This is a genomic window from Escherichia sp. WS547 (assembly GCF_046486065.1).
GTDB lineage: Bacteria > Pseudomonadota > Gammaproteobacteria > Enterobacterales > Enterobacteriaceae > Escherichia > Escherichia coli.
The window spans coordinates 1-20170 of the sequence record NZ_JBJQMA010000001.1; the positions used below are offsets into that span (position 1 = coordinate 1).

Here is a 20170-nt window from a genome sequence, read left to right on the forward strand (position 1 = left end):
GTCTAAATAGGCTGATTCAAGGCATTTACGGGAGAAAAAATCGGCTCAAACATGAAGAAATGAAATGACTGAGTCAGCCGAGAAGTATTTCCCCGCTTATTCGCACCTTCCTTAGCACCATTAGGTATTGAGCCAATCAGTTATCTGACAGAAGAAATCAGTAATCAACTTTTGGCGAAATATATCTGGTATTCAAAACACATCACGGTTAGTCATGAAGAAAGTACTGCCAATCTGTTGGCAAGGATGGGTTTTCAACGACGGATCGCTGGTACATATATTAAAGCTCCCGAAGCGGTAGTTGAGGCATGGCTAAATGAAGATTATTCAACTTTAATAAGTGAATTTAAGGTGTTTCATTCACCTACCGGGCATTATTGGCATTTGGGGATTTTGACAACATTGCCGCTGGAGAAAGCAGTAAGAGCATGGAATGCCCTTACTCTATCTCCGCATACCGATACCGAATACGCCATGTTACATTTTGGACTCAAAGGATTACCTGGGTTAGTAAACTCACTTGCACGCTATCCACAGGAAGCCTTGCCCATAACGAATTACTTCGCAGCGAGTGAGCTGGCACCTGCCGTCGCCCGCGCCTTCAACAAACTCAAAACCCTACGACAAGACGCCCGCACCTGGCTGCTGAAATACCCGGAACACGCCATTACCGGCCTGCTGTCTGCGGCGCTCGGCAAAGCCGGTGAAGCACAGGATAACGCCCGCGCTGCATTGCGTATGCTTACCGAAAACGGTCATCAACCATTACTGCAAGAAATCGCCCGGCGTTATAACCAGCCGGAAGTAACAGATGCGGTGAACGCTATGCTTGCGCTCGATCCCTTAGATAATCACCCGACAAAAATCCCCACTCTTCCGGCCTTTTATCAGCCATCGATCTGGACCCGCCCGGTATTAAAAGCAAATGCCCAATCACTGCCCGATAGCGCACTCCAGCACCTCGGTGAAATGCTCCGCTTCCATCAGGAGGAGGCGCTGTATCCGGGATTATTGCAGGTGAAAGATGCCTGTACCGCCGACTCACTGGCTGAATTTGCCTGGGATCTGTTTACCGCCTGGCAGACCGCTGGCGCGCCGTCGAAAGAGAGTTGGGCGTTCACTGCGTTAGGCGTTCTCGGTAACGATGACACCGCCCGCAAACTGACGCCATTAATACGCGCCTGGCCTGGTGAATCCCAGCATAAACGCGCCACCGTCGGGCTGGATATCCTCGCCGCTATCAGTAGTGATATCGCCCTGATGCAGCTTAACGGCATTGCCCAGAAACTGAAATTCAAAGCATTACAGGAGCGGGCGAAAGAGAAAATTGCCGACATTGCCGAAAGTCGCGAACTGACGGTAGCGGAGCTTGAAGATCGGTTAGCACCGGCTCTCGGTCTGGATGATAACGGTTCGCTGCTGCTGGATTTTGGCCCACGGCAGTTCACCGTCAGCTTTGATGAAACCTTAAAACCGTTTGTGCGCGATGTTTCCGGCAGCCGCCTGAAAGACTTACCTAAACCCAATAAAAGCGATGATGAATCACAGGCAAACGATGCTGTTAACCGCTACAAATTGCTGAAAAAAGATGCGCGTACCGTCGCCGCCCAGCAGGTAGCAAGGCTGGAATCCGCCATGTGCCTGCGCCGCCGCTGGTCGCCGGAAAACTTTCAGCTCTTCCTGGTTGAGCATCCGCTGGTTCGTCACTTAACCCGCCGTCTGATTTGGGGCGTTTATAGCGCCGAAAACCAGCTACAGGCGTGCTTTAGGGTGGCGGAAGATAACAGCTACAGCACCGCTGACGATGATCTTTTCACCTTGCAGGAAGGCGATATCTCTGTTGGCATTCCTCACGTTCTGGAAATATCACCGACGGATGCTGTCGCCTTTGGTCAGCTTTTTGCCGACTACGAACTGCTACCACCGTTCCGTCAGCTTGAACGTAACAGTTACGCCCTGACAGAAGCCGAGCGCAACGCCAGCGAACTGACCCGCTGGGCAGGCAGAAAATGCCCGAGCGGCCGGGTCATGGGGCTGGCAAATAAAGGCTGGATAAAGGGCGAACCACAGGATGGAGGCTGGATCGGATGGATGATCAAACCTCTCGGTCGCTGGTCGTTAATCATGGAAATCGACGAAGGTTTTGCGGTGGGTATGTCACCAGCCGATCTTAGCGCTGAGCAGGTCTTAAGCAAGCTGTGGCTATGGGAAGGCAAAGCGGAAAGCTATGGCTGGGGGAGTAATTCAACTCAGGAAGCGCAGTTCTCCGTGCTCGACGACATCACCGCCAGCGAACTCATTAACGATATTGAAGCCCTGTTTGAATAAGGAAAGAGCATGGACAAGGAATTACCGTGGCTGGCGGATAACGCCCAAGTGGAACTGAAATATAAAAAAGGCAAAACGCCGCTCAGCCATCGCAGTTGGCCGGGCGAACCGGTGCCTGTTATCACTGAAAGCCTCATCCAGACACTGGGTGATGAATTGCTACAAAAAGCTGAGAAGAAAAAAAACATTGTCTGGCGTTATGAAAATTTTTCACTGGAGTGGCAGTCGGCCATTACGCAGGCCATCAACTTGATTGGCGAACACAAACCCTCAGTTCCGGCCCGGACAATGGCGGCGCTAGCCTGTATCGCGCAAAATGATAGCCAACAGTTGCTCGACGAAATCGTCCAACAAGAGGGACTGGAATATGCGACTGAGGTGGTGATTGCACGCCAGTTTATTACACGATGTTATGAAAGTGATCCTCTGCTAGTGACATTGCAGTATCAGAACGAGGATTATGGCTATGGTTATCGATCAGAAACCTATAACGAATTCGATCTCCGACTGCGTAAGCATCTCTCTCTGGCAGAGGAAAGCAGCTGGCAGCGTTGCGCCGACAAACTCATTGCCGCACTGCCAGGAATAACCAAAGTTCGCCGCCCTTTTATTGCTCTGATCCTCCCGGAAAAACCAGAAATCGCCAATGAGTTGGTAAGCCTTGAATGCCCGTGGACTCATTTTCATTCTAAGGAGTGGTTAAAAGTTGTTGCTATTGACCCCAGAGCGGTGAGAAAACTCGAACGCTACTGGAGCCAGGATATATTTAGCGATCGGGAAGCCAGCTACATGTCGCATGAAAACCACTTCGGCTACGCGGCCTGCGCTGCCCTTTTGCGCGAACAAGGACTGGCAGCCGTTCCACGCCTGGCAATGTATGCCCATAAAGAAGATTGCGGCAGTCTGCTGGTACAAATTAACCATCCGCAGGTCATCCGCACCCTGCTGTTAGTTGCTGATAAAAACAAACCCAGCCTGCAACGTGTAGCTAAATACAGTAAAAATTTCCCCCATGCGACGCTTGCCGCACTGGCAGAACTGCTGGCGCTAAAAGAACCACCTACGCGCCCTGGTTATCCAATCATCGAAGACAAAAAGCTGCCTGCACAGCAAAAAGCACGTGATGAATACTGGCGTACGCTGTTACAAACGCTGATGGCATCGCAGCCACAACTGGCAGAAGAGGTGATGCCGTGGTTAAGTACTCAAGCCCGGTCAGTGCTGAATAGTTATTTATCGGCACCGCCTAAAACGGTTATTGATAGCACCGATAACAGCCAAATGCCTGAAATCCTCGTTTCACCACCGTGGCGTAGTAAGAAAAAAATGACAGTTCCACGTCTTGATTTGGCACCGTTCGAATTAACGCCGCAAGTTTACTGGCAACCAGGCGAACGAGAGAGGCTTGCCGCCACTGAGTCTGCCCGTTATTTCAGCACGGAATCTCTTGCGGAACGCATGGAACATAAAAGTGGACGAGTTGTACTACAGGAGCTGGGTTTTGGAGATGATGTATGGCTGTTTCTGAATTATATACTCCCCGGAAAACTGGATGCTGCACGCAATTCACTCATTGTTCAGTGGCATTACTACCAGGGGCGGGTTGAAGAGATCCTGAATGGCTGGAACTCCCCGGAAGCACAATTAGCAGAACAGGCGCTTCGCAGCGGTCACGTAGAAGTGTTAATTAACATATGGGAAAATGACAGCTACTCACGCTATCGTCGGGAAAAGAGTATCTGGAACCTGTATTTATTGGCACAGTTGCCGCGTGAGATGGCTTTGACTTTCTGGCTACGTATCAATGAGAAAAAGCATCTGTTCGCGGGTGAGGACTATTTTCTCAGTATCTTCGGATTGGATGCTCTACCAGGTCTGCTGTTGGCTTTTTCACATCGTCCAAAAGAAACATTTCCGTTAATTTTAAATTTTGGCGCAACAGAACTGGCCCTGCCCGTTGCCCGCGTCTGGCGACGTTTCGCGGCGCAGCGTGATCTGGCTCGCCAGTGGATTTTACAATGGCCGGAACATACGGCTACTGCACTTATCCCTCTTGTCTTCACCAAATCCAGCGATAATAGCGAAGCTGCATTACTTGCCCTACGTTTACTTTACGAACAGGGACATGGTGAATTGCTGCAAACCGCGGCAAACCGCTGGCAGCGTACAGATGTATGGCCTGCCCCGGTCTGGCAAAACTGGTGCTGACAGTGGGGCTTACAGCAGGCGGGAGAACAACTGCTAAAAACGGTTCTCACCCGTTTGCGCCAGCACCACTTGCCTGCTTCGACCGCGGATATGGCTGCCGCTCATCTGCATGCGATGGCGCTGGCACAGTTGCGCGGACATAAACTACCGTTACGCACTGACTGGCTGGATGCCATAGCAGGCTCGCTGATTAAAGAAGCCCTGAACGCGCCGTTGCCGTGGAGCTATCGCGGCGTTATTCATCCCGACACCGATCCGATTCTGCTAACGTTGATAGACACATTAGCGGGTGACGGATTCGGTAAACTTGCCCCTTCTACGCCACAACCGCCTCTGCCAAAAGATGTCACCTGCGAACTGGAACGTACCGCAATCTCTCTTCCGGCGGAGCTTACCTTAAATCGCTTTAACCCCAATGGACTAGCGCAAAGTCAGGTGTTACATCGGCTGGCAATACTGGAGATCCCAGGGATTGTACGCCAGCAGGGAAGCACACTGACACTTGCAGGCAACGGTGAAGAACAGTGGAAATTAACCCGCCCGCTTAGCCAGCATGCGGCATTGATTGAGGCCGCCTGCTTTGGTGCCACACTCCAGGAAGCCGCACGCCATAAATTAGAAGCCGATATGCTGGACGCGGGTGGAATCGGCAGTATCACCACATGTCTTAGCCAGGCGGCGTTAGCGGGTCTGGCGTCCTTCAGTCAACAATTATTGGAGCAACTCACATTATTAATCGCCCAGGAAAATCAATTTGCCGAAATGGGCCAGGCGCTGGAAGTGCTATATGCCTTATGGCGGCTGGATGAAATTAGCGGTATGCAAGGCGCGCAGATATTACAAACGACGTTATGCGCGGCTATCGATCGCACGCTGTGGCTGTGTGAATCTAACGGCAGACCAGATGAAAAGGAGTTTCACGCTCACCTGCATAGCTGGCAGGCGCTTTGCCATATCCTGCGCGATCTACATAGCGGCGTTAATTTACCCGGCGTTTCTCTTTCTGCGGCGGTAGCCTTATTGGACCGCCGCAGTCAAGCGATTCATGCCCCGGCGCTGGATCGCGGCGCGGCTCTTGGCGCACTGATGCGTCTGGAACATCCCAACGCCAGTGCCGAAGCGGCGCTGACAATGCTGGCGCAGTTATCCCCGGCACAATCCGGCGAAGCGCTGCACGGTTTGCTGGCGCTGGCCCGCCATCAACTGGCCTGTCAGCCGGCATTTATCGCCGGTTTCAGTAGTCATTTAAATCAACTGAGTGACGACGATTTTATTAACGCCCTGCCCGATTTACGCGCGGCGATGGCCTGGCTACCACCACGAGAACGCGGGACGCTGGCGCATCAGGTGCTTGAGCATTATCAACTGGCGCAACTTCCCGTTTCGGCACTGCAAATGCCGTTGCATTGTCCACCACAAGCCATTGCACATCATCAACAACTCGAACAGCAGGCACTGGCATCGCTGCAACACTGGGGAGTTTTCCATGTCTGAACTGAACGATCTTCTGACCACCCGTGAGCTACAACGCTGGCGATTAATTCTTGGCGAAGCGGCAGAAACGACGCTTTGTGGGCTGGATGACAACGCCCGGCAGATAGACCACGCGCTGGAGTGGCTGTATGGGCGCGATCCTGAACGGCTCCAGCGTGGTGAACGCTCCGGTGGATTAGGTTGCCCAAATCTCACCACCCCTGAGTGGATCAACAGTATTCACACGCTGTTTCCGCAACAGGTGATTGAACGGCTGGAAAGCGATGCCGTACTGCGCTACGGCATTGAAGATGTGGTGACGAATCTCGACGTGCTGGAACGTATGCAGCCTTCTGAAAGCCTGCTACGCGCCGTTTTGCACACCAAACATCTGATGAATCCCGAAGTACTGGCTGCCGCCCGCCGGATAGTACGCCAGGTTGTTGAAGAAATTATGGCGCGACTGGCAAAGGAAGTTCGTCAGGCTTTTTCTGGTGTCCGCGATCGCCGTCGCCGCTCATTTATTCCACTGGCGCGAAACTTTGATTTCAAAAGTACGCTGCGCGCCAACCTGCAACACTGGCACCCGCAACACGGCAAGTTGTATATCGAATCCCCCCGCTTTAACAGCCGCATTAAACGCCAAAGCGAACAATGGCAACTGGTCTTACTGGTTGATCAAAGCGGATCAATGGTGGACTCGGTGATCCACTCAGCGGTGATGGCGGCCTGTTTATGGCAGTTACCCGGTATTCGTACCCATCTGGTGGCGTTTGACACCAGCGTGGTTGATCTCACGGCAGATGTTGCCGATCCGGTAGAGTTATTAATGAAAGTGCAATTAGGCGGCGGAACCAATATCGCCAGTGCCATGGAATATGGTCGGCAACTTATTGAACAACCAGCGAAAAGCGTCATTATCCTCGTGAGCGATTTTTACGAAGGGGGTTCATCATCATTACTGACGCATCAGGTGAAAAAGTGTGTCCAGAGCGGCATCAAAGTGCTGGGACTGGCGGCGCTCGATAGCACCGCAACACCTTGCTATGACCACGATACGGCCCAGGCGCTGGTTAATGTCGGCGCACAAATAGCCGCCATGACACCGGGCGAGCTGGCATCATGGCTTGCGGAGAATCTTCAGTCATGAATTCACTACGTCCGGAATTATTAGAACTGACACCACAAGCTTTGACGGCGTTAAGCAATGCCGGTTTTGTTAAGCGCAGCCTTAAAGAACTGGAAAATGGCAACGTCCCGGAAATCAGCCATGAGAACGGCGCTTTAATCGCCACCTTCAGTGACGGTGTCCGCACCCAGCTGGCGAACGGTCAGGCACTGAAAGAGGCTCAGTGCAGCTGCGGGGCCAGCGGCATGTGCCGCCATCGCGTGATGCTGGTTTTAAGTTATCAGCGACTTTGCGCCACCACCCAGCCTACGGAAAAAGAAGAAGAGTGGGATCCGGCAATCTGGCTGGAAGAACTGGCTACCCTGCCCGATGCCACCCGCAAACGCGCGCAGGCACTGGTCGCTAAAGGTATCACCATTGAGTTGTTCTGTACGCCGGGCGAAATTCCCTCTGCCCGCTTACCGATGAGCGATGTACGTTTTTATTCCCGCAGCAGCATTCGTTTCGCACGCTGTGATTGTATTGAAGGAACACTTTGCGAACATGTCGTACTGGCAGTACAGGCCTTTGTCCAGGCCAAAGCGCAGCAAGCGGAATTTACTCATTTAATCTGGCAGATGCGCAGCGAACACGTCACATCATCTGACGATCCGTTTGCCAACGATGAGGGCGACGCGTGTCGTCAATATGTTCAGCAATTAAGCCAGGCGTTATGGCTTGGCGGCATCAGCCAGCCGCTTATTCATTACGAGGCTGCTTTCAGCCGCGCGCAGCAAGCGGCGGAACGCTGCAACTGGCGATGGGTGAGTGAATCGCTACGGCAACTGCGCGCCAGCGTTGATGCCTTCCACGCCCGCGCCAGCCACTATCATGCCGGAGAATGCTTACGTCAGCTTGCGGCATTAAACAGTCGATTAAATTGCGCACAAGAGATGGCGCGGCGCGACAGTGTTGGTGAAGTTCCTCCGATGCCGTGGCGCACGGTCGTTGGCGCTGGCATTGCCGGAGAAGCAAAGCTTGATCATCTGCGGCTGGTGTCTTTAGGTATGCGTTGCTGGCAGGATATTGAGCAGTATGGTTTACGCATCTGGTTCACCGATCCCGACACCGGCAGTATTTTGCACCTTTCGCGCAGTTGGCCGCGAAGTGAACAGGAAAACTCACCGGCAGCGACGCGTCGGCTATTTAGTTTTCAGGCTGGCGCACTGGCAGGTGGGCAAATTGTTTCACAAGCAGCAAAACGCAGTGCCGATGGCGAGCTGTTGTTAGCTACCCGCAACCGCTTGAGTAGTGTTGTGCCGCTGTCGCCAGACGCCTGGCAAATGTTGAGCGCGCCATTGCGCCAGCCGGGCATTGTGGCTTTGCGGGAATATTTACGCCAGCGTCCCCCCGCCTGCATACGGCCTCTTAATCAGGTGGATAACTTATTTATTCTGCCAGTCGCTGAGTGTATTTCACTCGGTTGGGATAGCAGCCGCCAGACGCTGGATGCGGAGGTAATCAGCGGCGAAGGTGAAGATAACGTGCTGACATTATCCCTACCAGCCTCTGCCTGTTCGCCCTTTGCTGTTGAACGCATGGCAGCTCTGTTACAACAAACAGAGGACCCCGTGAGTATGGTTTCTGGCTTTGTCAGTTTTGTAGAGGGGCAATTGACACTGGAACCACAGGTAATGATGACAAAGACTCGTGCCTGGGCTCTGGACGCAGAAACTACGCCTGTGGCACCGCTACCTTCTGCCAGCGTTTTGCCTGTGCCGTCTACCGCTCATCAGTTGCTGATGCGCTGCCAGGCGTTACTTATTCAACTGCTCCATAACGGCTGGCGCTATCAGGAACAGAGTGCTATTGGTCAGGCAGAGTTGCTGGCGAATGACCTCACCGCGGTGGGTTTTTATCGGCTGGCACATGTGTTGGCACAATTTCGTAATACAGAAAGCGAGGCACGGGTAGAAGCAATGAATAACGGTGTTTTGCTTTGCGAACAATTATTCCCCATGCTTCAGCAACAAGGATGAAATAGTGTTTTTTACTAAGAGTTCCACTCCAGTTCCGGACTGCTCACGCCACGGTATTAGGCATATCCTATATAGCCCCTGGTGAGAGTCACCAGTTTCTTGATTAAATAAAATGGAGTTTTACATGAAGGCTTTCAATAAGCTGTTTTCCCTCGTTGTTGCATCTGTTCTGGTTTTCTCTCTTGCTGGCTGCGGTGACAAAGAAGAATCGAAAAAATTCAGCGCCAATCTGAACGGTACTGAAATTGCCATTACCTATGTCTACAAAGGTGACAAGGTGCTTAAGCAATCTTCTGAAACCAAAATTCAATTTGCCTCCATTGGTGCAACCACCAAAGAAGACGCTGCCAAGACACTTGAGCCGTTAAGCGCCAAATACAAAAACATCGCGGGTGTTGAAGAAAAATTAACCTATACCGATACTTACGCGCAGGAAAACGTGACTATCGATATGGAAAAAGTGGATTTCAAAGCCCTGCAGGGTATTTCAGGAATCAACGTTTCTGCTGAAGATGCCAAAAAAGGTATCACTATGGCGCAAATGGAACTGGTGATGAAAGCCGCTGGTTTTAAAGAAGTGAAATAATCTGTCGGCGGCCATGTTTTTGCATGGCCGCCATACCCGTCTTAGCTTTTCTTCACATGCTGGCGCGCTGCCAGTCCACGCAGAAAATAACGTAAAAATTGATCGCCGCATTCGCGGAAGTTTTTATGATCCGGTGCACGCATCATCGCCGTAATTTCCGGCATCGAAACGCGGAACTGCTGTTCGGTAAGGATCGCCAGAATGTCATCGGTTTTCAGCGAAAACGCGATGCGTAATTTTTTCAGCACGATGTTGTTATTAATGCGACGTTCCGGCTCCAGTGCCGGAGCAGACTCATCCTTGCCGCGTTTTTCATAAATCAGGCCATTGAGGAAGGAAGACAAAACAATGTCCGGACAACGCTGAAAACCCTCTTCGTCTTCTTTACGTAGCCAGACGGCGATCTGTTCCGCGGTGGCTTCGACATTACCCAGCGCCAGAATACGCACCAGGTCATTATTATTGGCTTTCAAAATGTAGCGCACGCTGCGCAGAATATCGTTACTTAGCATGAGGCCTTCAGGTGTTGATGAGGCAAAAAGCCATTTTAGCAGTCTTTTAAAGGCCAATCGCCTCTTTTAAGCTTTTCAGATAACGGCGGCTGACCGGCACGGTTAAGCCATTACGCAAAATCAACTCGGCCTGGCCGTTATCTTCCAGACGAATCTCCTGTAAATGCGCGAGGTTAACCAGATACTGACGATGGCAGCGCAGTAGTGGTGTACGACTTTCCAGGGTACGTAATGTCAATTCGGTAAAGCCCTCTTTCCCTTCGTGGCTGGTAACGTAGACACCGCTCATCCGACTGCTGACAAATGCCACATCTTTCATTTGCAGCAAATAAATCCGACTATGCCCCGTACAAGGGATAAACTTCAGCGCCTGTTGATTTTCCGGTAACAGCGAAACATCCTGCTTGCTGCGCTCCTGACGCAATCGCGCCAGCGTTTTTTCCAGTCGCGCTTCATCAATTGGCTTCAGCAGATAATCAAAGGCATGTTCTTCAAAGGCTTTAATAGCGTATTCGTCAAACGCGGTGAGAAAAACGATATACGGTCGATGTTCGGGGTCGAGCATCCCCACCATTTCCAGACCACTGATGCGCGGCATCTGGATATCGAGAAACAGCACATCCGGGCGCAGTTTATGCACCGCGCCGATCCCTTCTACGGCGTTTGAACACTCTCCAACGATTTCAATATCGCTCTGCTCCTGCAAAAATACGCGCAGGTTCTCCCGTGCAAGCGGTTCATCATCGACAATTAAGACTTTAATCATGCCTCGTCCCTCCATGGTAGTCGTAACGTTATTCGGGTGTAACAATCAGGCTCACAGGCGACGCTTATCCCATAGTCATCGCCAAACCGTTCACGTAAACGCTTATCCACCAGATTCATCCCCAGCCCACTGGCATTGGTTACCGGTTGATACAAACCGGCATTGTCTTCGATCTCCAGCATCAAATGTTGCCCCTCACGTCGGGCGCTGATCGCCACTCGCCCTGTATCCAGCAGTTGTGATGTCCCATGTTTAATGGCGTTTTCCACTATCGGTTGCAGGGTAAACGCGGGCAATTGCTGCTGGGATAATTCTTGCGGAATAGCAATATTGACCTGCAACCGCGACTGGAAGCGCGCCTTTTCAATTTGCAGATAAGCGTTCACATGTTCAATTTCGTCGGCGAGAGTAACAAACTCCGAAGGCCGCTTTAAGTTTTTGCGGAAAAAAGTGGAAAGATACTGCACCAGCTGGCTGGCCTGTTCGCTGTCGCGGCGGATCACCGCTTTAATGGTGTTAAGCGCATTAAACAAAAAATGGGGGTTCACCTGGGCGTGAAGCAGTTTGATCTCTGACTGGGTGAGCATCGCTTTTTGCCGCTCATATTGCCCGGCGAGGATCTGCGCCGAAAGCAGTTGCGCAATCCCCTCACCCAGCGTGCGATTGATTGAACTGAATAAACGGTTTTTGGCTTCATACAATTTGATGGTACCCATCACCCGCTGATTTTCACCACGCAACGGAATTACCAGCGTCGACCCCAGTTTGCATTGCGGATGCAAAGAGCAACGATAAGGTACTTCGTTGCCATCAGCGTAGACCACTTCACCGGTTTCAATCGCTTTTAAGGTGTAAGTCGAAGAAATCGGTTTGCCGGGTAAATGGTGATCGTCACCAATTCCGGTAAAGGCCAGCAATTTCTCTCGATCGGTAATCGCGACTGCACCAATATCCAGCTCCTGATACAGCACCTGTGCCACTTTCATGCTGTTCACTTCGTTAAACCCCTGGCGCAAAATGCCTTCCGTCGAGGCAGCCACTTTTAGCGCAGTGGCAGAAAAAGCCGAAGTGTATTTTTCAAACATCGCGCGTTTATCGAGCAATATACGCATAAACAGCGCCGCGCCGACGGTATTGGTGACCATCATTGGCGCAGCAATATTACTCACCAGACGCACCGCATCTTCATAAGGTCGGGCGATTGCCAGGATGATCAACATTTGCACCATTTCAGCGACGAACGTGACGGCACCGGCGGTAATGGGGTTAAAGACTTTATCAGTGCGCCCGCGACGGATCAGGATGCTGTGTACCAGGCCGCCGAGCAACCCTTCAACGATGGTCGAGATCATGCAACTTAGCGCGGTCATGCCCCCCATCGAATATCGATGTAACCCGCCGGTCAGACCAACCAGCCCACCGACGACCGGACCGCCGAGTAAGCCGCCCATTACCGCGCCTATCGCACGGGTATTGGCAATAGAATCGTCAATGTGCAACCCAAACCAGGTGCCCATGATGCAGAAGATGGAAAAGACGATGTAGCAGAGAAATTTATGCGGCAGACGAACCGTGACCTGCATTAACGGTATGAATAATGGCGTTTTACTCATTAACCACGCAATGACTAAAAAAACGCACATCTGCTGAAGCAGCAGCAACACCAGATTAAAATCGTACATACCCGCAAACCACACTTCCCTTTAAAACGCGTAACATACATTGCCTGCGTTTAACTTTCTTTGAACTCTTGCAGAAAAATGAGAATTCGTGAGTACGATCACTCAAAATCGCCTGGCAAAAATAAAATCACCCTATAGATGCACAAAAAACGGGCAAAACTACCTGGTTCGCAAAACTGCGTCTAAAGTTAAACCGGGACCTCGCGAGCAAGGGTGAGACGATGGCGCTTTACACAATTGGTGAAGTGGCGTTGCTTTGTGATATTAACCCTGTCACGTTACGCGCGTGGCAGAGGCGTTACGGATTGCTGAAACCGCAACGGACAGACGGCGGCCATCGGCTGTTCAACGATGCCGATATTGACCGGATCCGCGAGATCAAACGCTGGATCGACAACGGCGTGCAGGTCAGCAAAGTTAAAATGCTGCTCAGTAATGAAAATGTTGATGTGCAGAACGGCTGGCGCGATCAGCAAGAAACATTACTGACTTACCTGCAAAGCGGCAATCTGCATAGCCTGCGAACGTGGATCAAAGAGCGCGGTCAGGATTACCCCGCCCAGACGCTCACCACACATCTGTTTATTCCTCTGCGCCGACGACTTCAGTGCCAACAACCGACTCTCCAGGCGCTGCTGGCGATCCTCGACGGCGTACTGATCAACTACATCGCCATTTGCCTGGCTTCGGCACGTAAAAAACAGGGTAAAGATGCGCTGGTGGTTGGCTGGAATATTCACGATACCACCCGTCTGTGGCTGGAGGGCTGGATTGCCAGTCAACAAGGATGGCGCATTGATGTCCTCGCCCACTCGCTCAATCAACTACGCCCTGAACTGTTCGAAGGCCGTACATTGCTGGTGTGGTGCGGTGAAAATCGAACCTCCGCCCAACAGCAGCAACTCACCAGTTGGCAGGAACAAGGCCATGATATTTTCCCACTCGGCATTTAATCATTCGTTAACAAATGCGCTTTACTGTACAATCCTTTCGTTAACATAAGGAGTGCATCATGCGCATAGCTAAAATTGGGGTCATCGCCCTGTTCCTGTTTATGGCGTTAGGCGGAATTGGTGGCGTCATGCTCGCAGGTTATACCTTTATTTTGCGTGCTGGCTAAGCGCCTGCACCAGCCTTTCAAACAGGCGGTCTGCAATGATCGCCGCCAGTGCCACCAGTAACGCCCCCTGGATCACATACGCGGTATTAAATCCGCTAAGCCCGATGATGATGGGCGTACCCAGCGTGCTGGCCCCTACCGTTGAGGCGATCGTCGCCGTACCAATGTTGATAATCACCGAAGTTCGCACGCCCGCCAGAATCACCGGAGCCGCCAGCGGTAGCTCGACCTTACGCAGTCGCTGACCACGGCTCATTCCCATACCTTTCGCAACTTCTGTCACGCTGACATCAATCGCTCCCAGCCCGGCAAGTGTCGCCTGCAGGACGGGCAGCACGCCGTAAAGGATCAAGGCGATAATCGCGGGTTGCAGACCAAAGCCGATCACCGGAACGGCAATCGCCAGCACCGCAACGGGCGGAAAAGTCTGCCCAACGGCGGCAATAGTTTCCACCAGTGGGCGAAATTCCGCGCCCCACGGGCGAGTAACAATAATTCCGGCACCAGTACCAATGATCACCGCAAACAAACTCGAAATTCCCACCAGCCAGAAATGAGCCAGTGCCAGAGCTGCAAAGCTTTCCTGCTGATAAACGGGTCGTGGCAGTTGTGGGAACAAGGCAGCAAACAGCGGCTGGCTGTAAGGCAGCCAGAAAAGCAGTGCCACAAACAAAGCAATGAGCCAGAACAGCGGATCGCGCAACATCTTCATACGCTTACGCCTCCACCAGCAGATCCTGAAAATGCAGCGTGCCGCAAGGCTGGCCCTGCGTGTTCACCACCGGCAGCACCTCGCATCCCCGCGCGACAAACAGGGAGAGCGCATCGCGTAGCGTCATCTCTTCTGCCAGTGCCTCACCTTCTGCCCGTTCTTCGCGACGCACGTAATCCGCCACACTACGTAACGAAAGCAGGCGGACACCCAGTTCACTATGCCCAAAAAACTGGCGGACAAAATCATTCGCCGGACGAGTCAGCATCGTCAGCGGATTGCCCTGCTGCACCACTTCACCGTGATCCATCAACACCAGATGTTCTGCCAGTCGTAGCGCCTCATCAATATCATGAGTGACCAGCACAATGGTACGCCCCAGCAAACGGTGTATGCGCGTCATCTCTTGTTGCAACGCGCCGCGCGTTACCGGGTCCAGCGCGCCAAAAGGTTCATCCATCAGTAAGACTTGCGGATCGGCAGCCAGTGCGCGCGCCACTCCCACACGTTGCTGCTGACCACCGGAAAGCTGATGCGGATAACGCTCACGCAAATTTGGCTCCAACCCCAGTAGCGCCATTAATTCGTCGATACGATCGTCGATCCGCGCCCGTGACCATTTTTGTAATTGCGGCACGGTGGCAATATTTTGCGCCACGCTCCAGTGGGGAAACAGGCCAATAGATTGAATGGCATAGCCCATCCGGCGGCGCAACTCCAGCACTGGCAGCGAGCGAATTTCTTCTCCGGCAAAGCGGATCACGCCACTGTCATGCTCCACCAGGCGGTTAATCATTTTCAGAGTGGTGGATTTACCGGAGCCTGATGTACCAATCAGCACCGAAAAACTCCCCTCCTGAAAATTGAGATTGAGATCGTTAACGGCTTTTTGTATGCCGAACAGTTTGCTGACATGGCTAAATTCAATCATTACGTTTCACCTTCAGCAGTGCGATAAGCAAATCGAACAGCGCATCGATCAGCACCGCCAGAACAATTACCGGGATCACCCCTAGCAACACTAAATCAATGGCACTGCTTAGCAGCCCCTGGAAAACCAGCGCACCAAAACCGCCTGCGCCGATTAACGCCGCAATCACCGCCATGCCGACGGTTTGCACCATCACCACCCGCAGGCTACGCAGAAATACCGGTAACGCCAGTGGTAACTGAACATGCAGGAATCGCTGCGCCCCGCTCATGCCCATCGCTCTGGCGCTCTCCAGCACATCGCGCGGGATCTGGTTCAAGCCGACTACCACGCCGCGCACCAGCGGCAGCAAGGCATAGAGCACCAGCGCAATCAGTGCGGGTGTCATTCCGGTTCCTGCTATGCCGAGCTTACCCAGCCACGGAAAGGCCGTAACCAGTGCGGCAAGCGGCGCAATCAACAGGCCAAAGAGCGCCACCGAAGGCACGGTCTGAATGACATTCAGCAGAGAAAAAATCGCCCCCTGCCGCGCAGTGGAAAAGTAGCACCAGACGCCCAGCGGCACACCAATCACTAACGCAGGCAGCACCGCACCAAACAGCAACGTCAGATGTTGCGCCAGCGCGTCATCAAACACATCCTGACGGTTGGCGTATTCTTTCATTAGCGAGAGATCGTTAAGCGCGCCGGAATACAGCAACCACAGCGGAATGATGGCAATCTGCATATGCAACAACCAGCGCCACAGCGGATGCGTGGAGATTCGGCGGATGGCATCGCTACAGGCCAGCAATGCCAGCGCCGCAGCCAGCCAGAAACCACTGCCGAGGCTGGTACGCGCCAGCGCACTGCCATTTTGTGCCAGTTGTGTCGCCGCCTTTCCTGCTCCCCACACCAGCAATACGAAGACGAATTGCGCCAGAATGAGTGCAAAAATGCTGCCTTTTTTAGCGGGAATAAAACAGGCTGTCATCCAGGCGCAACCAACGCCCACCAGCATCCAGATCGTTTGCGGCCACAGCTGCCAGAGATGACGCCCCTCACCCGAAACTAAACGATTAGGCGCGTAACTGATAAACGGCAGCGCCGCTGCGATTGCCGTCAGCAACAGCAGCAGCGCCAGAACAGGATTAATACGGAAATAAGTCACGGGAAATTACTTCGTCCACCCTTTTTGTTTCAGGTAGTCGGCAGCCACTTTTTTGGCATCCAGTCCTTCCACAGCAATGCTGGCATTCAGTTGCTGCAATGTTTTTTCATCGAGGCTGGCGAAGACTGGCTGTAGCCACTGTGCCATTTGTGGATACTCTTTCAACACCGACTCACGCACCACTGGTGCAGGCGCGTAGATAGGTTGCACGCCTTGCGGATCGCTTAAGGTTTGCAGCCCCAGCGCCGCGACCGGGCCGTCAGTGCCGTAAGCCATCGCCGCATTAACGCCAGAGGTTTGCTGGGCAGCGGCTTTGATCGTCACCGCCGTGTCGCCACCAGCCAGTGACAGCAACTGATCCTGACCGAGCTTAAAGCCATAGGCTTTTTCAAACGCGGGTAACGCATCGGCGCGTTCAATAAATTCTGCCGAGGCCGCCAGTTTGAAGGTGCCGCCCTCTTTCAGATAACGACTCAGGTCGGCAAGCGAAGTGAGTTTGTTTTTCTCTGCCACATCCTGACGCACGGCGATAGTCCAGGTGTTATTTGCAGGCGCGGGCGTCAGCCAGATTAACTTGTTTTGCTCTGCATCGAGTTTTTTGACTTTCTCGTAGCCTTGCCCGGCATTTTTCCATGCCGCATCGTTTTCATCTTTAAAGAAAAACGCGCCATTGCCGGTATATTCCGGATAGATATCCAGTTCACCGGAAGTAATCGCCCCGCGCACCACGGGAGTCGTTCCCAGTTGCACTTTATTTACCGTAGGAACACCGTGACTTTCCAGCACCTGCAAAATGATATTGCCGAGCAGCGCGCCTTCGGTATCGATTTTTGAACCGACCTTAACGGGGGAAGCCGCCTGTAGCGGCAGGCTCACGGCTGCCAACAAAACCAATGAACCTGCCCAGAGCTTTGAGAGTGGCATGATGCTTTCCTCATTCTTTTACTGTTGTTTTCAGCGAATTAAGAGAAAAGCATAGTTGATAATGACAGGGTTAGCCTGTCTGGGCGGATTCAGTTGCAGAATCAGATAAATACTTAAAGGGCGCAGACGTCGCGCCCTTACTAAAGCATTACAGCAACTCAAACTCGCCTTTCTTAACGCGTGCGGAATCAGTGCCGATAAAGACATTGAACTTGCCAGGCTCGGCGTCATATTTCATCTGTTGATTCCAGAACTTCAGCGCCTCGATATCAATCGGGAAGCTGACGGTCTGGGTTTCGCCCGGTTTCAGGGTGATTTTCTCAAAGCCTTTCAGCTGCTTCACCGGACGACTCATGGAAGCCGTCACATCCTGCAAGTACATCTGCACTACCGTCGCCCCTTCGCGCTTACCGGTGTTCGTCACCTGCACACTGGCGGTCACTTTGCCGTCACGCTTCATGGTCGGCGCAGAAAGTTTCACATCAGAGACGGTGAAAGTGGTATAGCTCAGACCATAGCCGAACGGATAAAGCGCCCCGTTAGCTTCATCAAAATAACGCGAAGTGTATTTGTTCGGCTTATCGGCGTTATACGGGCGACCGGTATTCAGATGGCTGTAGTACACAGGGATCTGCCCGACAGAACGCGGGAAGGACATCGGCAGCTTGCCGGACGGGTTGTAATCGCCAAACAATACATCGGCAATCGCATTCCCCCCTTCAGTCCCCGCAAACCAGGTTTCCAGAATCGCATCAGCCTGCTGATCTTCTTTCACCAGCGCCAGCGGACGCCCATTCATCAGCACCAGCACCAGCGGTTTACCGGTGGCTTTCAGCGCCGCAATCAAGTCACGTTGGCTTTGCGGAATAGTGATATCGGTACGGCTGGAAGCCTCGTGCGCCATCCCCTGTGCTTCACCGACCACAGCCACCACCACATCAGATTGTTTCGCGGTTTGCACCGCTTCATCAATCATCTCTTGCGGCGAACGCGGATCGACTTTGACCGCTTCTTCATACTGATTCAGGAAATCGATAATGCCTTTGTCACTGGTAACGTTAGCCCCTTTGGCATACAGCACTTTACCGTTTTCACCGACGGCATTTTTAATCCCGGTCAGCACGGTCACGGATTGATCGGCAACCCCTGCCGCCGACCAGCTGCCCATCACGTCACGCTTGCTGTCTGCCAGCGGGCCAACCACCGCAATGGTTGCGGATTTTTTCAGCGGTAACGTTTCGAGACGGTTTTTCAGCAACACCAGGCTTTCGCGCGCCACTTCACGCGCTTCTTTGCGGTGCAGGCGGCTTTCGGCATTGGTATCCACCGGGTCAGACTCTTTCGGCCCCAAATGGCTGTATGGGTCGTTAAACAACCCCATATCATATTTAACGTTCAGTACGTGGCGGGCTGCATCGTCCAGCTCTGCCATGGTCACTTTGCCGGATTTGATCAACCCAGGCAGATACTTCGAGTAATACTCGTCGCTCATACTCATGTTGATGCCGGATTTCAGCGCCACGCGCACCGCGTCTTCCGGGTCTGCCGCCGTGCCATGTTTAATCAGCTCTTTGATTGCGCCGTGATCGGAAACGGTGATGCCTTTAAAGCCCCACTGGTCGCGCAGAACATCTTTCAGCAGCCAGGAGTCGGAGGTGGCTGGCGTACCGTTCAGCGAGTTCAGCGCCACCATCACCGCGCCGCTGCCTGCCTCCAGCCCCGCTTTGTACGGCGGCATATAATCATTAAACAGGCGCTGCGGACTCATATCGACGGTGTTGTACTCTTTACCGCCTTCTACCGCGCCGTAAGCGGCAAAGTGTTTGACGCTGGTCATCACCGAGTAGCGATCTGCCGGACTTTTACCCTGCATCGCTTCCACCATGGTTTTCCCCATTATTGAGGTGAGATACGTATCTTCGCCAAAACCTTCGGAAGCACGTCCCCAGCGCGGATCGCGCGAGACATCGACCATTGGTGCCCAGGTCATATTCAGGCCATCATCTGCCGCTTCATAAGCAGAGACACGCCCGACTGTTTTCACCGCATCGAGGTTAAAAGACGAGGCCAGACCGAGGCTAATCGGGAACACCGTGCGCTGACCGTGCAGCACGTCGTAAGCAAAGAAAAGAGGAATTTTCAGGCGGCTTAATTCCATCACCTGATCCTGCATGGCGCGGATATCCTGACGGGTTACGGTGTTGAAAATCGCCCCAACCTGCCCGTCTTTGATCATCTCGCGGATCGCCTCTTTCGGGTTATCCGGGCCGACGCTGATTAAGCGCAGCTGACCAATTTTCTCATCAACTGTCATTTTCTTAAGCAGTTCGGTGACGAACGCATCCCGCGCTTCAGGCGTTAATGGATGGTTACCGAATAAATCATCCGCCAGTGCTGGCTGCAGAGCCAGACTCACCGCGATTCCTACTGAACATAGCCATTTCATATGGATTTTTCTTCCTTTGTTGCCCGACGTGGCAGCGAAAATGGTGCAAAAACCGTAGTTTGCCATAAGCATGATGGAGAGAGAAAAAGAATGCTCAGTTTATTGTCTGAATTTTCAAAATATTCACTCGCTGAATTGTCATACAAGGCGCTATTCTAGTTTGTGATATTTTTTCGCCACCACAA

At 52.6% G+C, this 20170-nt stretch carries 13 protein-coding genes and 3 pseudogenes; 8 read left to right on the forward strand and 8 right to left on the reverse strand.

Annotated elements, in window-relative coordinates:
• Positions 1 to 111: 111 nt before the first annotated feature.
• From ACJHWK_RS00005 to ACJHWK_RS00030, 6 genes and pseudogenes are all read left to right on the forward strand, one after another.
• A pseudogene (locus tag ACJHWK_RS00005) lies at positions 112 to 2328 on the forward strand (DUF4132 domain-containing protein); the annotation flags it as partial.
• A 9-nt stretch (positions 2329 to 2337) separates the two neighbouring features.
• A pseudogene (locus ACJHWK_RS00010) lies at positions 2338 to 4512 on the forward strand (hypothetical protein); the annotation flags it as partial.
• Positions 4507 to 6030 (forward strand): annotated as a pseudogene (locus tag ACJHWK_RS00015) (DUF5682 family protein); the annotation flags it as partial. The pseudogenes ACJHWK_RS00010 and ACJHWK_RS00015, both read left to right, overlap by 6 nt.
• The gene (locus tag ACJHWK_RS00020; protein WP_410234786.1) at positions 6023 to 7159 is read left to right on the forward strand and encodes a vWA domain-containing protein; all 1137 of its coding nucleotides are present in this window, start codon (positions 6023 to 6025) and stop codon (positions 7157 to 7159) included. The pseudogene ACJHWK_RS00015 and the gene ACJHWK_RS00020, both read left to right, overlap by 8 nt.
• The gene (locus ACJHWK_RS00025; protein ID WP_021523183.1) at positions 7156 to 9156 is read left to right on the forward strand and encodes an SWIM zinc finger family protein; all 2001 of its coding nucleotides are present in this window, start codon (positions 7156 to 7158) and stop codon (positions 9154 to 9156) included. Before ACJHWK_RS00020 ends, ACJHWK_RS00025 begins: the two co-directional genes overlap by 4 nt.
• Positions 9157 to 9280: 124 nt before the next feature.
• Positions 9281 to 9742, forward strand: a complete 462-nt coding sequence (locus tag ACJHWK_RS00030; RefSeq protein ID WP_001295429.1) for a YehR family lipoprotein — start codon at positions 9281 to 9283, stop codon at positions 9740 to 9742.
• Positions 9743 to 9783: 41 nt separating this feature from the next.
• Here ACJHWK_RS00030 and ACJHWK_RS00035 read toward each other — a convergent pair whose 3' ends face one another.
• Genes ACJHWK_RS00035 through btsS form a run of 3 tightly spaced genes read right to left on the reverse strand, consistent with a single transcriptional unit; the run spans position 9784 to position 12702 of the window.
• Complete coding sequence (locus ACJHWK_RS00035) at positions 9784 to 10254, reverse strand: DUF1456 family protein (RefSeq protein WP_001295430.1); 471 nt, start codon at positions 10252 to 10254, stop codon at positions 9784 to 9786.
• Positions 10255 to 10300: 46 nt separating this feature from the next.
• On the reverse strand, positions 10301 to 11020 hold the full coding sequence (btsR, locus tag ACJHWK_RS00040) for a two-component system response regulator BtsR (protein WP_000598641.1): 720 nt from the start codon (positions 11018 to 11020) through the stop codon (positions 10301 to 10303).
• Positions 11017 to 12702, reverse strand: a complete 1686-nt coding sequence (gene btsS, locus ACJHWK_RS00045; RefSeq protein ID WP_001309587.1) for a two-component regulatory system sensor histidine kinase BtsS — start codon at positions 12700 to 12702, stop codon at positions 11017 to 11019. The genes btsR and btsS overlap by 4 nt, the downstream gene beginning before the upstream one ends.
• Before the next feature lie 221 nt (positions 12703 to 12923).
• Between btsS and mlrA the strand changes: the two genes are divergently transcribed.
• A complete protein-coding gene (mlrA, locus tag ACJHWK_RS00050; protein ID WP_001240398.1) occupies positions 12924 to 13655 on the forward strand; it encodes an HTH-type transcriptional regulator MlrA in 732 nt (243 codons plus the stop codon).
• A gap of 59 nt (positions 13656 to 13714) precedes the next feature.
• Positions 13715 to 13822, forward strand: coding sequence for a protein YohO (locus ACJHWK_RS00055; protein ID WP_001216963.1), 108 nt, complete (start codon positions 13715 to 13717; stop codon positions 13820 to 13822).
• On the opposite strand, the gene yehW is transcribed toward ACJHWK_RS00055, so the two are convergent.
• The 5 genes from yehW to bglX all read right to left on the reverse strand — a co-directional run bounded on the left by yehW (position 13803) and on the right by bglX (position 19985).
• Positions 13803 to 14534, reverse strand: a complete 732-nt coding sequence (gene yehW / locus ACJHWK_RS00060) for a glycine betaine ABC transporter permease YehW (protein WP_000783145.1) — start codon at positions 14532 to 14534, stop codon at positions 13803 to 13805. The two genes, ACJHWK_RS00055 and yehW, sit on opposite strands and share 20 nt — an antisense overlap.
• 4 nt (positions 14535 to 14538) lie before the next feature.
• A complete protein-coding gene (gene yehX, locus ACJHWK_RS00065) occupies positions 14539 to 15465 on the reverse strand; it encodes a glycine betaine ABC transporter ATP binding protein YehX (protein WP_000569374.1) in 927 nt (308 codons plus the stop codon).
• Complete coding sequence (gene yehY / locus ACJHWK_RS00070) at positions 15458 to 16615, reverse strand: glycine betaine ABC transporter permease YehY (RefSeq protein ID WP_000220845.1); 1158 nt, start codon at positions 16613 to 16615, stop codon at positions 15458 to 15460. The genes yehX and yehY overlap by 8 nt, the downstream gene beginning before the upstream one ends.
• A gap of 6 nt (positions 16616 to 16621) precedes the next feature.
• On the reverse strand, positions 16622 to 17539 hold the full coding sequence (osmF, locus tag ACJHWK_RS00075; RefSeq protein WP_001131232.1) for a glycine betaine ABC transporter substrate-binding protein OsmF: 918 nt from the start codon (positions 17537 to 17539) through the stop codon (positions 16622 to 16624).
• A 148-nt stretch (positions 17540 to 17687) separates the two neighbouring features.
• On the reverse strand, positions 17688 to 19985 hold the full coding sequence (gene bglX / locus ACJHWK_RS00080) for a beta-glucosidase BglX (protein ID WP_000871496.1): 2298 nt from the start codon (positions 19983 to 19985) through the stop codon (positions 17688 to 17690).
• Between the last annotated feature and the right edge of the window lie 185 nt (positions 19986 to 20170).